This window comes from uncultured Dokdonia sp. (assembly GCF_947492815.1).
Classification (GTDB): Bacteria; Bacteroidota; Bacteroidia; order Flavobacteriales; family Flavobacteriaceae; genus Dokdonia.
Genome location: NZ_CANLOB010000001.1, coordinates 450,789 through 465,794, shown reverse-complemented (window position 1 = coordinate 465,794; position 15,006 = coordinate 450,789). Strand labels below are relative to the sequence as shown.

General features: G+C 32.5%; 11 protein-coding genes. All 11 read left to right on the top strand.

Going from position 1 to position 15,006, the window contains the following annotated elements:
• Position 1 precedes the first annotated feature (1 nt).
• On the top strand, positions 2 to 1,045 hold the full coding sequence (locus Q1A01_RS02355) for a GDP-L-fucose synthase (RefSeq protein ID WP_299675377.1): 1,044 nt from the start codon (positions 2 to 4) through the stop codon (positions 1,043 to 1,045).
• Positions 1,046 to 2,368: a flippase gene (locus tag Q1A01_RS02350; protein WP_299675374.1), complete on the top strand. Its 1,323-nt coding sequence runs from the start codon at positions 1,046 to 1,048 to the stop codon at positions 2,366 to 2,368. It abuts the gene before it with no gap.
• The gene (locus Q1A01_RS02345; protein WP_299675371.1) at positions 2,350 to 3,774 is read left to right on the top strand and encodes a hypothetical protein; all 1,425 of its coding nucleotides are present in this window, start codon (positions 2,350 to 2,352) and stop codon (positions 3,772 to 3,774) included. The genes Q1A01_RS02350 and Q1A01_RS02345 overlap by 19 nt, the downstream gene beginning before the upstream one ends.
• A gap of 76 nt (positions 3,775 to 3,850) precedes the next feature.
• A complete protein-coding gene (wzy, locus tag Q1A01_RS02340; RefSeq protein ID WP_299675368.1) occupies positions 3,851 to 5,296 on the top strand; it encodes an O-antigen polysaccharide polymerase Wzy in 1,446 nt (481 codons plus the stop codon).
• Positions 5,266 to 6,489 (top strand): O-antigen ligase family protein, encoded by a 1,224-nt coding sequence (locus tag Q1A01_RS02335; RefSeq protein ID WP_299675365.1) that lies wholly within the window; start codon positions 5,266 to 5,268, stop codon positions 6,487 to 6,489. Before wzy ends, Q1A01_RS02335 begins: the two co-directional genes overlap by 31 nt.
• Entirely contained in the window at positions 6,476 to 7,555 is a 1,080-nt protein-coding gene (locus Q1A01_RS02330; RefSeq protein WP_299675362.1) for a glycosyltransferase family 4 protein, read from the top strand. Before Q1A01_RS02335 ends, Q1A01_RS02330 begins: the two co-directional genes overlap by 14 nt.
• Positions 7,556 to 7,562: 7 nt before the next feature.
• Entirely contained in the window at positions 7,563 to 8,492 is a 930-nt protein-coding gene (locus Q1A01_RS02325; protein WP_299675359.1) for an SGNH/GDSL hydrolase family protein, read from the top strand.
• Positions 8,489 to 9,034, top strand: coding sequence for a putative colanic acid biosynthesis acetyltransferase (locus Q1A01_RS02320; RefSeq protein ID WP_299675356.1), 546 nt, complete (start codon positions 8,489 to 8,491; stop codon positions 9,032 to 9,034). The genes Q1A01_RS02325 and Q1A01_RS02320 overlap by 4 nt, the downstream gene beginning before the upstream one ends.
• A 204-nt stretch (positions 9,035 to 9,238) precedes the next feature.
• A complete protein-coding gene (locus Q1A01_RS02315; protein WP_299675353.1) occupies positions 9,239 to 11,404 on the top strand; it encodes a hypothetical protein in 2,166 nt (721 codons plus the stop codon).
• Positions 11,405 to 11,457: 53 nt separating this feature from the next.
• On the top strand, positions 11,458 to 13,638 hold the full coding sequence (locus Q1A01_RS02310) for a hypothetical protein (protein ID WP_299675350.1): 2,181 nt from the start codon (positions 11,458 to 11,460) through the stop codon (positions 13,636 to 13,638).
• A 126-nt stretch (positions 13,639 to 13,764) separates the two neighbouring features.
• A complete protein-coding gene (locus tag Q1A01_RS02305; protein WP_299675347.1) occupies positions 13,765 to 14,988 on the top strand; it encodes a WcaI family glycosyltransferase in 1,224 nt (407 codons plus the stop codon).
• Positions 14,989 to 15,006: the final 18 nt, after the last annotated feature.

Genomic DNA, 15,006 nt, shown 5'->3' with positions numbered 1-15,006 from the left:
TATGAAGAAAGATGCAAAAATATACATTGCTGGACATCGAGGACTAGTAGGTAGCGCCATAAAAGATGACCTAGAAAAAAAAGGGTATACAAATCTTGTTTACAGAACACATAAAGAACTAGATTTAACTAATACAGTAGATGTTGCTACTTTTTTTGAAAAAGAGCAACCTGAATATGTGTTTTTAGCTGCCGCTAAAGTAGGTGGAATTATAGCAAATAACACCTATAGAGCAGATTTTATACATGCTAATCTGATGATTCAGAATAATGTGATTCATCAGAGTTATAAAAGCGGTATAAAGAAATTATTATTCTTGGGAAGTACGTGTATTTATCCAAAAGCGGCACCTCAACCTATGCCAGAAAATAGTTTGCTTACAGGACCTCTAGAATACACAAATGAACCCTATGCAATTGCAAAAATTGCAGGAATTAAAATGTGTGAAAGTTACAACATACAGTATGGAACCAATTTTCTATCTGTAATGCCTACAAACCTGTATGGCTATAACGATAATTTTGACCTTGAAAAATCACATGTATTACCAGCTTTAATTAGAAAGATGCATTTGGCAAAACTACTTTCTGAAGGAAAGAAAGATGCTGTGATAAAAGACCTTGGTGTTTCCGCTTTCGCGAAAGCGGAAGAAACTCTAAAAAAATATGGGGTTTCAGATATATCAGTTGAAATATGGGGAACAGGCGCTCCGCGTAGGGAATTCTTATGGAGTCAAGATATGGCAAATGCTTGTGTGTTTATTATGGAACGTACAGACTTTAAGGATGTACAGCCTACAGGGGATATTAGAAATACGCACATCAATATAGGTACAGGAGAAGACATCTCTATTAAAGAGTTGGCACAAACTATTCAGAAGATTGTTGGGTTTACAGGAGCACTTACCTTTAATACTTCAAAGCCAGATGGTACATTGCGTAAACTTACAGATGTTTCCAAGTTACATGGTTTAGGATGGAAGCACAACGTTCAATTAGAAGAAGGCATAGAAAAACTCTACGCTTGGTATCTAGAAAAACAGTAAATGATTAAAGGAAAGCAACTTTTTTCTAATCAAGGCATAGGCAAGTATTTTTCTAATACAGTATGGCTTCTTGCAGAAAAAGGATTACGTATAATAGATGCTTTTTTTATAGGAATTTGGATAGCAAGATACTTGGGCCCTGATGATTTTGGAATCTTTAGTTATGCAGAATCTTTTGTGTACCTGTTTGCTGCTTTTGCGGGATTAGGTTTAGATCAAATTGTTGTTAGAGAACTAGTAAAAGACCCATCTAAAAGAGATGAAATTTTAGGAACAACATTTCTCTTAAGACTTTTTGGGTTTTTAGTAATGTTTCTAGGAATGTTTCTTGTGACACAGCTATTAGACAATAGAGCCATTAAGAATACGATGGTAATGGTTATTGGAGTTACTATATTTTTTCAAAGTATTAGAGGTGTTGATTTTTATTTTCAGAGCAAAGTACTTAGTAAATATACCGCAATAAGTAACCTTATTGCAGTAAGTGTATTAAGTATTGTAAAAGTGGCTCTTATCCTTTCTGAAGCGCCTCTTATTTATTTTGCATATGCGTTAGTTTTAGAATGGATATTAATATCAACAGGATATATTATTTCTTATATACATCATAAACTTTCTATTTTAAAGTGGCGTTTTAAATGGTCTGTTGCTAAAAGCTTACTTAAAAAAAGCTGGGTTTTAATTATTGGATCTGTTGCTGCAGCATTATATATGAAGATAGATCAAGTAATGATTGATGAAATACTTGATGAACGTTCTGTAGGATTGTATAGTGTCGCTGTAAAAATGACAAGTATATGGATTTTTGTAACTGTTGCTGTCACACAATCTGTTTTTCCATCGTTAGTAAGTATGCGTAAAAAAGACAGAGCATTGTTTTTAAAAAGACTCCAACAATTGTATGATGTTTTGATTAAAATTGCGATAGTTGTTTCTGTTTTTTATACCATTTTTGCAAGCTATTTTATACCACTTTTATTTGGGAGTGAATATACAGAGAGTAGTTATATATTAGTACTTTATATCTGGTCTATAGTTTTTGTGTTTTTAAGTAATGGTTCCTGGGGATTTTACTTAAATGAAAACTTAGAGCGATTTTCTAGTATAAGGCTTGTGATAGGGGCTATTGTCAATATATCATTAAATATATTTTTTATTGAGTGGTATGGGCTTATTGGCGCTGCATATGCAACATTGATATCATATGCTATTTCGGGATACTTTGTAAACGTATTATTTACAAAGACAAGAACAAATTTTTATTTACAAACCAGAGCGTTTTTAAATATCTTTAAAATAAACACGTGGATACATCCATTATGAGTGAAGAATTAAAAGTAAAAGACTTAGGTACTATTGAGTTTTCAATAGATAAAGTATGTACACTGTATTTCCATGAAGATAGAGTATTAAGAGGTATTCATAGTGATTATATTACTCAAGTGAAAGAAATGTTTGATAGTGGAATGATGCAAGAATTAGTTGAGAAACAACTTTTTGTAGACACTTGGATTTCTGATATAAAGATTGAAGGATATGAATTAGTGATAGAGCATAAGCGTATTCCTTATTGGAACTATCCATATGAGTGGTCTTTTACAATGCTTCAAAGAGCAGCAACAGTAGTATTAGATGCTAATGAAGTTGCAAATAAATATGGGTATGAGTTTTTTGATGTACATGCATATAATGTTGTGTACGATATGGCAAGACCTACATATGTAGATTTTGGAAGTATTTTAAAAAGGGACCCTAAAAATGGTAAAAGTTGGTCTGGATACCTTAATTTTTACAATTCATTTTATATGCCTTTGTATTTGTATAATAAAGGTTTTTCAGATCTTTCTAATAGTATCTTTTTATATAATGGCTTTTTTAGTGACCAAGATCTTTTTCAATTAAGACATAAGTATGCTAGTTTCTTAGGAAGCAAAGTAGGAACTCTTTTATTTAAAGCACATAACAATACAAGAAGACTTTCTGTAGCTAGATATAGCCGTGTTATTGATAAATATGGGCGTCATAAACACATTGATAAAATACTTAAGTTTAAAAAGGCGTTCCAAAATAGATATACTATTAATAAAGCTCGAAAGTTAATTAAGCGTGTAAATAAAAGTAAGATAGATTCATACTGGAAAGACTATCATAATGATAAAAACCCTGCTAATGATTCGCGTTTTTTGCGTATTACTGAACTTATTAAAACACAATTGAAAGATGCGACTTCTTTAATTGAGTTGGCATCAAACCAAGGAAAATTTGCAAATTATGTTTTAGAAAGCACGCAAATAGAGAAAATCATTGCCACAGATTATGATAAAAATGCACTTAATCACATTTTTGTTAATAATGAGAATAAGGAAGATGTATTACCATTAGTATATGATTTTGTAAGACCCAACAATAGGAGTAATACGCTTAAAATTGATCAAAGGATCAATGCAGATATTGTGATGGCTTTAGCAGTGACACACCACTTGCTATTAACACAAGATGTGAGCTTAGCACATATTTTTAAAGTACTTGAATCACTTACTCAAAAGTATGTTGTTGTTGAGTTTATGCCATTGGGTCTTTACTTTGGAGATCTGGATAACATTCCACCTGTTCCAAAATATTATACACTAGATTGGTTTAGAGATGCATTTTCAGAGAAGTTTGACCATATATTAGATGAAGAAGTGGCCATTAATAGACATTTGTTTATTGGAAAGTTAAAAGGGTAAGCTTTCGCGAAAGCGTACAAAGAAGCTTTTGAAAAAGAGATATTAAGAGTATTTAAAAATTATAAATAAACCCACTATGGGACTCAAGGTTATATTACTTTTTGTCTATGCACTTATATCTGTCGCGTTATTTGTAACGTTTGACGGAGATATAGACGTGTGGTTTTCTTTTTTATTGAGCGCCTTAGTTCTTGCAGGAATTACAGTGTATCACATATTTGTAGAGCGCGTATACTCTCCTTTTATGTCGGCATTTATAGTGTTTACATTTCTGTTTTTTATTGTAGCACCTATGGTTCAAATTAATTCATTTGAAGGAATGAACCCTACGTTTAAAAATAAATTTATTTATGATAAAGACTTGGCCATATTTTCTAATGGACTAATTGTTTTATTTAATGTTATTTTCTTTTTTGCCTACTTGTTTTTTAAGAAGAGTAAACGTATGGCATATGTGCCAGTATTTAAAGAAAGTTCAAAAAAGACAACACCCGTACTAATTGTTGTTATTGCTATAGTTACGATTCTTGTGTTTTTAGGGAGTTATTCTTTTGTAATAGACGAATTAGGACGTCCAGCATGGAGGCCATCTGCATTTTCGGTAGTTACATTTTTAATATGGAAAAAAGTGTTCTTTTTATTACCATTTGCGGGGATCATATTGTGTTTTCAATACTTTAGAAAAAAGAATAAAAAAGCGGTAAATCTTGTGACAATTTGTGCCGTATTTCTTTTTTTAGGATTGCTACTTCTTTGGTTTAAAAACCCACTTGTAGAAAAAAGAAATGCATTAGGGCCCTTATATATCAGTCTGCTTTTTTTAGCTATACCAAAGCTTTTTAATACAAATATTAAGAGCTTATTCTTTCTGTTTTTTACAATGATTGTAGCTTTTCCGCTCTCTGCAATACTGACACATTCTGAGGCTTCATTTAAAGAAATACTAGAACAGCCTTCTATTATTTTTGATCATATGAAAGGAGGTGGTATCGCATCAGCATTTAATACGCTAAATTATGATGCCTTTTCAAACATTATGGCAACCATGGATTATGTAAAAGAGTATGGTTTTTCTATGGGGCATCAATTATTAAGTGCTTTTCTATTCTTTGTTCCTAGAGGTTTATGGAAAGAAAAACCCCTTTCTACAGGAGAGTTAGTAGGGAATCATCTTATAGACACATATGATTTTACCTATAGCAATTTATCAAACCCATTGGTTTCAGAAGGCTTTATAAACTTTGGTGTTGTGGGTGTTATTATTGCTCCGATACTGCTTGCTATTGTTTTAGTAAGGGCTGTTGCGTGGCTACAAAGTGATGATTATTTAAAGAAAATGATTGCTTTTTATTTAGCAATCCATTTAATCTTTTTACTTAGAGGTGATTTTACAAATGGGTATACATACTACATTGGAGCATTTCTTGGAGTAGTTATAATTCCTAAATTTATAAGAACTCTTTTAGAGTTTTTTATGTATAAACAAAAAGTATGGAAACAAACAAAAGCCTTACAGGAATAAAGATTGTCAGGATTGCTATCGGGCTTCTTTTTGCTTTGGTAGTGTTGCCATCTAATTTAAAATCGATTGCAATTTTATTATTTGGGGTTGCTGTGCTAATTAATGCTTTACAACGACCGTGGCACTTTGATAAGCGCTTCTTTATTACAAATGCGTTATTATATGTTGTTATAGCAGTCACTTATTTTTATAGCGCTGATGTTGATTATGGGCAGCGAAAACTCACCCAAATGTCGTCACTTATTGTATTTCCATTTGTATTTGCAATGCTTACAAAAACGGAAGGCAAAGAGATTTTTAAAAACCTTACTACATATTTATGGATATATGTCACAGGGGTTTTCTTATTTAATGTGATTTCTTTTATATGGTTCTTTTCTACTCAGTATTCTTTTCCAGAAATGATGGAGCACTTTGGAACTGTACTAAGGGTAAAGACGGGTAAGTACAGCATACATCCTATTTATTTATCAATGCATTGTAGTATTGCTATTTTGTTTTCTTTTTATATACTTAAAGAGTTACAATCTAAAATTAAAATAGCTGTTGTTTTAGGAATGGATATTACACTAGTGTTATTTCTATTACTCTACGCTAAAAAAGGACCATTAATTGCGCTTATAATAGTGTTTTCTTTATTTGTAGTTTTTCAGAGAAAACAAAAATTATTGAAACCTTATTTGCTAGCAGTTATAACATTAATAGTTTTAACAATTGCCATTCCGAAAACAAGAGATCGATTTGTTGAATTACTTAAAATAGAACATTTAGATAAAGGAGAAGTAACATCAACTAATATTAGGTACACTATATATGATACTGCTCAAAGACTTATTTTAGAATCCCCACTATTAGGATATGGTATAGGAGATTATAATGATGCATTACAAGAAAAATATACTCAAGACGGAAATACGTTTTTAGCAGAAAGAAAGTATAATGCCCACAATCAATACTTTAGTTTATTGTTAATAGGAGGGGTTATATGCCTGGTCGTGTTTTTATGTTTTACAGGAATCAATTTGATTTATGCTATTCGTTTTAATAACCAGTTATTGATTTTATTACTCATCTTTTATGCAATTGTCATGTTTACTGAAAATATTTTAGAACGAGAAGCGGGTATTATTTTCTTTGCCTTCTTTTTAAATTTCTTTAGCCTTAAAAGCCTTTATCTACGTGAAGAAAACTAAATCAATACTAATCATTGGTCCGTTTCCAGAGCCTACTACAGGAGTTTCTTTAGCAAATAAAGTAGTACGGGATATCTTAAATGAACAATCTAATTATAACGTAGCTAGTATTAATACCTCCTATTCAAGATTTGATGAAGCTATTGGGAAGTTTTCATTTCATAAGCTTTTTTTTAATCTTTCTTTTTATTCTAAAGCATATAAGATTCTATCTTATAAAACTATTTATATTACACCTGGACAGACTTTTTTTGGTGTTATAAAGTATACAGGTTTTATTATAATAAGTAGTCTTTTAGGCAGAGAGATTATTGTCCACGTGCATGGCAATCATATGGGTAATGAGTATAAAACCTTACATGGAGTTAAAAAGAAATTATTTCACTACTTACTTTCTAAAACCACAAAAGGTATCGTACTTTCAAAATCTCTAAAAGGAAATATGACTCCCTTTATCGCAGAAGAGAAGGTAAAAGTACTCCCTAATTTTGCAGAAGATTACTTACTCAATACAACAATAAAAAAATCTTTTGAAAAGCTTCAGATTATATATTTAAGTAATCTAATGGAAGAAAAAGGAATTTTCGACCTTTTAGATGCGCTTACACTACTTGAAGAAAGTAAAATTCCTTACGAAGCTAAAATAGCAGGCGCAATAGATTATACACAAAAAGAAGAAATAGAAAAGCGTTTTTATACCCTTCAACACACTACTTATGTTGGTATTGTAAAAGGAAACGAGAAGAATGATTTATTAAATTGGGGAACTGTTTTTGTATTACCTACCTATTATAAAATGGAAGGCCAACCCATCTCCATTTTGGAAGCCATGGCTACAGGAAATGTAATTCTAACAACCACCCATGCAGGAATTCCTGATGTAGTGACAGGTGGAATACATGGTCGTTTTTTTGAAAAGAAAAACCCTAAAGAATTATATAAGGCATTGGCTTATTTTGATACAAATAAAGACGAGCTATCTCAAATGAGTAATTCGAATAAGCATTATTTTAAAAAAAACTTTACGAGATTACAATTTAAACAAAGACTTCTAGAAATCATATAATCGTCTTATGAGATATTTTCTTCTACTTTTTATACTATGTTTTATAAGTAGTTGTGATACGCTAAAACCCGTTAAGCTTGTAGGGTGGGGAGACAGTATGATGAAAGGGTCTGGCGGAGAGTTTTCTATCCTAGAAGTAATATCTGATGAGTTAGATATAAAACATAAAAATTTTGGAGTAGGAGGATTAAAATCTAATAGTATAGCGTTATTACAAGGAGGAAAACCTATGCGACTGGTTTTTAAAGATCAAGAAATAAAAAAATCAGGCTCTTCAGAAATAATATATTATGATACAGAACCTATAAATTTTCAGACAGAACAATATAGAGAAGGGTTTATAAATGAAATTGAAGGAAAAATAGAACGTTTTTCAGAAATAGAAAACCCTAAAAAGACACTTGGATATACATTTACAGCTAGTAACCTAAAAGAAGATCTTTTAGTAAAAGACACTCTCAATTTTACCTTTAAAAATGGAATTGCATATGCAAATACATGGACTATTATATGGGCAGGTAGAAATGATAAAAAATCTGGGGATGCTATTTATAAAACAAGAGATAATATTCAAGCAATGATAGACCATTTGGGAGAAAATGCAAAAAAACACGTTCTTGTATTATCTATTTGTAATGGAATTGCCGATAAAGAATCTATAGGAAGCAATGCACATACCAATATTACTAGATTAAATACAGTTCTTAAAGAATCTTTTGGAGCTCATTTTATAGATATACGTAGTTATATGATTCACAAAGCAATTTATGATATGGGTATGACACCCACACCACAAGATTTAGAAGACATAAAAAAAGACTGTATTCCGAGAAGTTTCTTTAAAGATAACGTACATTTTAATACCTTGGGCTACGAAGCCACTGGAAAATATATAGCAAAAGTGATTAAAGAAAAGGGGTGGATACTAGAGAAATGAAATACCAAAACTTAGATCAATATAGGACACCATCAGATTTTAGAGGTAAATCTAAACTCACCGTACAATTATGGTGGATAGTACAAGCCACATTATTTAGATGCTCTCCTCAGTTCTTATATGGATGGAGAAGGTTTTTGTTACGATCTTTTGGAGCCAAAATAGGCAAAAACGTTATTGTACGCCCCACGGCAAAAATTACATATCCATGGAAGCTCACGATAGGAGATTATAGTTGGATAGGAGATGATGTCGTTTTATATACACTAGGCGAAATAGAAATAGGAGCACATGCTGTAATTTCTCAAAAGGGATACATTTGTACAGGAACTCATGATTATGAATCTCCTGATTTTAGAATTTATGCTCAAAAAATAACGATAGAAGAAAAATGCTGGCTCGCTACAGATACTTATGTTGCTCCAGGTGTAACTATAGGAGCAGGCACAGTAGTAGGAGCAAGAAGCAGTGTTTTTAAAGATTTACCGTCTGGTAAAATATGTATAGGAAATCCAGCAAAACCTATTCGAGATCGTGTATAATTCAAAAAAAAAAACTATCTTTAGTATTGAAAATTAGATTACTACACTAATTTTTTAATTTATTCGCACCACACATTTATTTTCATAACAGGCACGCACGCCTGATTAAGTCATTTTTTACATGTATATAAAAAAGGGACATTCTATTAGTCTTAATGAAAATTAAGATACAACTATTAATATTAACTAAAACAGATAGACTTTATGAAACAAAAAATGTATTTCTTACTAATAGTTTTTATACTATTGATGGGTATTCCTATACATATGGAAGCTCAGGTTGATCATGCAGTTACTCCTATAGAACAAATTACAGAGCAAGAGCGATTTGAGATAGAAAAGCCTCGTATCGGCATGACAGTTTATCAGACGGATCATCTTTCTGGTTTATACACTTTTACGAAAGATGGTTGGGAAGCTGTTCCTACGACGAATAAGCAATTAAAGGAGGTTTTGGCTTGTTCTCAAATTACGACGGTTGAGACTGTTTTTGATTTGAATACGATACACGATGTTTGCGGTACAGATGTTACTACAGCAATTGTACTGGGATATTATACTAAAGGAGATGGCGGAGGTGGTATTTTTGTTTACAATCCAAGTTTAGATAATCCAGATGTAGATGGCGAAGGCGATGGAGGTTTGGTTTTTGATGGCTGGGAACGTAGTGTAATTGACCGTGGGATCAATGTAAAATGGTTTGGAGCTAGGGGCGATGGTTTTGGGTCAGTAGGAGATGTAGTGAATGGGGTAACCCTTACGGAGGCTATTATTGTAAGTGAGAATACGATGGCATTTCAAAAGGTAGTTGATGTAGTAGGATCAGGAAGAGTAGCATCTCTTAATGACCCATCCAATGATATACCAGGTAGTGATTCTAATGTAATTGAAGATGCGAGTCCATTGGAAGTTACCTATGGTGTATTTATTCCATCAGGTGATTATAGTTTGGGAGAACAAGCTTTATTCAGAGAAGATTTTAATATTGGAGGCATAAAAGGAATCACATATTATTCAGATGGTAACGCTACCTTGACGTTTACTAATACAGGCAACACCTATGGTTTTTTTAATGATAGTGATGGTTTATTTTTCACTTTTAGAAATATTACTTTTAGAGGAGTAGATGCCAGTACAAATTTGATATTTTCGGATTCTCAAGGAAATGCACAGGATTACTATTTTGACAGATGTACATTTAGAGGTCAGTTTGATAAGATTTTTACAATAAGAGGAGGTGATAACGGAAATACGAATTCTGAATGGGGCTTTAACAAATGTACATTTACTAGTCATAATGCCTTGATATTAGATATAAAGGATTCGGATCAATTTTTAAATTATTGGTTTGATCAGACAAAGTTTTGGATGACAGGTAATGCTCGAGTATTAAAAGCTGATAATGGAGGACATTTCAAGTTTGTGAACTGTGATTGGTCAGGGTTTTCACCTAATGAAGACACGTATTTATTTGAGTTGAACGGTAATGGTGGTGGAGGTATTAGTGATTTCAGGATCACCAATGGAAGATTTGAGATGAAAACGGACCACGCAAAGGTTTTAAAATCTGAATGGATAAACGGAAACATAGAGATCAATGCAGACTTTGGATCACAAGCATTTCAACCTTTTTTTGATGATCCTAATGAGATTAATCATTTTGATATTAGAATGCGGGAGACAAGTGGTTTGAATGTGTCATTTAAGAATTCTGTATTAATGGGAACACATACCTATAGATATAGTCAAGGTTCTTTTAGAGGGACAGCAAGGGTTAAATATGAGAATTGTCTTTTTGCAGGAAGAGAATCTTTAGATGGGTTTATTAAGATACCAGATAATTTATCAAACAAGGCAGGGATATCTTTAATATCTATTGAAGATGCGATTTTACAAGGTCGTTCATTTACTGACATGAATGGTAATGTAGTTAATATTCCAGCTATAATTTCAAGTAGTGGTGAAAATCTTATTCCTGTTACTAATGTTGATTACTTCCCTTTATATAGTAATAGAGGACTCAAAAAGAAAGAATTTAAATTGGGTAATCCTGCCAGAGGAGGAAACCCTATTAATTTTGAATCAATTATCCTAGATTTTCCAGAGGATGCAGAATCTATTATCACTAAAATAAGATGGTTTTTACCAAGAGGGGAAGTGGTTAGCTTTCGTTCCGTAAACTTAGTATTAGAAGACTTAGATGGTAATTTAATCTCTAATGTTGCGGGAAATCCATCTAATGGCTTTAATAAAATAGAAGAAACATTTATTAATGTAAAAAATTTACGTGAAGGAAAGCTTGTTTTAAAGAACACAAGATTGAATTCTGTGACAAGTCCTAATTTCTTTTGTGTTATAGAATACTTTTAAAAGTATATCTGATAATCGATACAATTAAAATTCAATTTTTAAATAAAAAAACAATGAAACAAAAAACATATTTTTTATTAGTAATTATAGTAGTATTAATCATAGGTATTCCTGTATCTATGGATGCTCAGGTTGATCAAGTTGTTACTCCTGTAGAACATATTACAGAGCAAGAGCGTTTTTCGATAGAAAAGCCTCGCATAGGTATGACAGTATACCAAACGGATCATCTTTCTGGTTTATATACCTATACGAAAGATGGCTGGGAAGCTGTTCCTACGACGAATAAGCAATTAAAGGAGGTTTTGGCTTGTTCTCAAATCACGACAGTAGAGACTGTTTTTGATTTGAATACGATACACGATGTTTGCGGTACAGATGTTACTACAGCAATTGTACTGGGATATTATACCAAAGGAGATGGCGGAGGTGGTATTTTTGTTTACAATCCAAGTTTAGATAATCCAGATGTAGATGGCGAAGGCGATGGAGGTTTGGTTTTTGATGGCTGGAAACGTAGTGTAATTGACCGTGGAGTCAATGTAAAATGGTTTGGAGCTAGGGGCGATGGTTTTGGGTCAGTAGGAGATGTAGTGAATGGGGTAACCCTTACAGAAGCCATTATCGTTAGTGAGAATACGGTGGCATTTCAAAGGGTAGTTGATGTAGTAGGATCAGGAAGAGTAGCATCTCTTAATGACCCATCCAATGATATACCAGGTAGTGATTCTAATGTAATTGAAGATGCGAGTCCATTGGAAGTTACCTATGGTGTATTTATTCCATCGGGTGATTATAGTTTGGGAGAACAAGCTTTATTCAGAGAAGATTTCGGTATTGGCGGTGTAAAGGGATTCACGTATTATTCAGATGGTAATGCTACCTTGACGTTTACTAATACAGGAAATACTTATGGTTTTTTCAATAATACTAATGGATTGTTTTTCACTTTTAGGAATATCACTTTTAGAGGTGTAGATGCCAGTACAAATTTGATGCTTTCTGCTTCTGCAGGAGTAGCACAAGATTACTATTTTGACAGATGTACATTTAGAGGTCAGTTTAATAGAATTTTCACGATAAGAGGTGCTGAAAATGGTGCTAATACGAATTCTGAATGGGGTTTTAACAAGTGTACATTTACCAGTCATAATGCTTTGATATTAGATATAAAGGATTCCGATCAGTTTTTAAACTATTGGTTTGATCAGACAAAGTTTTGGATGACAGGTAATGCTCGGGTATTAAAGGCTGATGATGGAGGACATTTTAAGTTTGTGAATTGTGATTGGTCAGGATTTGAGCCTTATGAAGACACCTATTTATTTGAGTTGAATGGTAATGGAGGAGGAGGTATTAGTGATTTCAGGATTACCAATGGTAGATTTGAAATGAAATCTGCACACGCAAAGGTTTTAAAATCTGAATGGATAAACGGAAACATAGAGATCAATGCAGATTTTGGATCACAAGCATTTCAAGACTTTTTTAAAGATAACCCTAATGAGATTAATCATTTTGATATTAGAATGCGTGAGACAAGCGGGTTGAATGTATCATTTAAGAATTCTGTATTGATGGGAACACATACCTATAGATATAGTCAAGGTTCTTTTAGGGGTACAGCAAGAGCTAAATATGAGAATTGTTTTTTCCCTCAAAGGCTTTCTTTAGATGGATTTATTAAGATACCAGATGATCTATCAAATAAGGCGGGGATCTCTTTAATATCCATTGAAGATGCTGTTTTACAAGGGAATTCTAATACTACCGCAGTAGTTGATGGTACTTTTAGTCAGATTCCTGTAACAAGTGTTGATTATTTCCCTATTTATAGTAATAGAGGACTTAAAAAGAAGTATTTTAAAATAGGGAACCCAGCAAGAGGAGGTAATCCTATTGGTACTCAAAACATAGCTTTAAATTTCCCAGAAGATGCAGAATCTGTTATTACTAATGTAAGATGGTTTTTACCAGAAGATAGATTAACTTCTACCAGAAATGTAAGATTTGAAATTACAGATAGATTTGGCGCACAATTGAAAGATGTTAATAACGATAACATTTTTGTACAAGGAGTAATGAGAGATGGATACAATAAATCCCAACAAACATATATTAATGTGAAAGATTTACCTGAAGGAAAGATCATTTTAAGATCAGTAAGTGGTTTTGGAATTTCTTTACCAAATCAAACAGCTCCAGAATTTATATGTTTAATAGAATATTATTAAGAAATATTTTTTATAGTATTAAACAAAGAGGTCAAGTTCAGAAATTTGACCTCTTGTTTTTCAATAGAAATAAAAGATTAAAGTTTTCTTCAAAAAAATACGTTCTTTGTATTTTAATTATTTTCTTTGAAGAAGCGTACTCATATCACATTTATTGGACTCAATTTCTACCCAGAGAGTACTGCGATTGGTCTATACTCTACACAACTGGCTCAGTATCTAGAAGATCATAATATTCAATTAGATATCATTACAGCATTTCCCTACTATCCACAATGGAAAATAGCGAAGGAATATCAAAATAAAAAATCATATCTCAAAGAAGAATTAGGTACTATAAATGTATATAGATACAAGCAATATGTGCCTAAAAACCCTACGTTTTTCAAACGAATCATTCATATTCTTTCCTTTACTTGGGGTTCTTTTTGGAATCTCTGGAAGATAAAAGAATGCGATATTGTTATTTCTATCGTGCCATTTACTAGCTCAACTCTTTTAGGATATATTCAGAAAAGACGTTTTAATGCAACATCGTGGATTCACATACAAGATTTTGAGTTTGATGCTGCTTTTCAATCAGGACTTACAAAAAGTGGAGAAGAAAAAGGAGGAATGGTCTATCGTCTATTGATGTGGATTGAAAAATCACTTTTTTCAAAAGCAGACAAAGTGAGTACTATTAGCCACACCATGATTAAAAAACTGGAGAAAAAAACGACTGCTCCTACGTATTTTTTACCTAATTGGATAGATGAAAAGCAAATTGATCCCGCTTTCGCGAAAGCGCACCCATACCTGAAATCTTCAAAATTTAAAATTCTATATTCTGGAAACATAGGAGACAAGCAAGATTGGGAATTTTTCATAAAATTTGCTAGAGCAATAGATACGGAGCGTTTTGAAATTATCATTGTAGGAGATGGTTCAAAACGGGTATGGCTTGAAGAAGCAATTGCAGCGTATTCCAATATTACTATGTATGCTCCTGTTGCATATGAAGAATTATCAGACTTATTGTGTAGTGCAGATGTACATATTCTCTTTCAAAAACCTGAAGTTTTAGATACTGTTATGCCTTCAAAAATATTAGGAATGATGGCAAGTGCAAAACCTTCTATTATCACAGGACATGCACAATCTGAAGTTGCTACAGTAATGTCAAAATCTCAAGGAGGCTATTATAGCTCTGAAAAAGAGGTGAATACCGTAGTAAATCAGTTAGAAAAACTTGTAAATAGTCCAGATATTGCTAAAGAAATGGGAGCAGAAGCAAGGCAATATGTGGTTTCAAACTTTGCTAAAAATCAAATTTTAGACGCGTTTTTAGAACAACTCATGCAATTATAACTCCTATAGGCATAAAAC

Excerpts from the sequence above, each read along its gene's own strand:
- Q1A01_RS02355 (WP_299675377.1), top strand. The coding sequence starts at position 2 with ATGAAGAAAGATGCAAAAATATACATTGCTGGACATCGAGGACTAGTA.
- Q1A01_RS02350 (WP_299675374.1), top strand. The coding sequence starts at position 1,046 with ATGATTAAAGGAAAGCAACTTTTTTCTAATCAAGGCATAGGCAAGTAT.
- wzy (WP_299675368.1), top strand. The coding sequence starts at position 3,851 with ATGGGACTCAAGGTTATATTACTTTTTGTCTATGCACTTATATCTGTC.
- Q1A01_RS02335 (WP_299675365.1), top strand. The coding sequence starts at position 5,266 with ATGGAAACAAACAAAAGCCTTACAGGAATAAAGATTGTCAGGATTGCT.
- Q1A01_RS02325 (WP_299675359.1), top strand. The coding sequence starts at position 7,563 with ATGAGATATTTTCTTCTACTTTTTATACTATGTTTTATAAGTAGTTGT.
- Q1A01_RS02320 (WP_299675356.1), top strand. The coding sequence starts at position 8,489 with ATGAAATACCAAAACTTAGATCAATATAGGACACCATCAGATTTTAGA.
- Q1A01_RS02315 (WP_299675353.1), top strand. The coding sequence starts at position 9,239 with ATGAAACAAAAAATGTATTTCTTACTAATAGTTTTTATACTATTGATG.
- Q1A01_RS02310 (WP_299675350.1), top strand. The coding sequence starts at position 11,458 with ATGAAACAAAAAACATATTTTTTATTAGTAATTATAGTAGTATTAATC.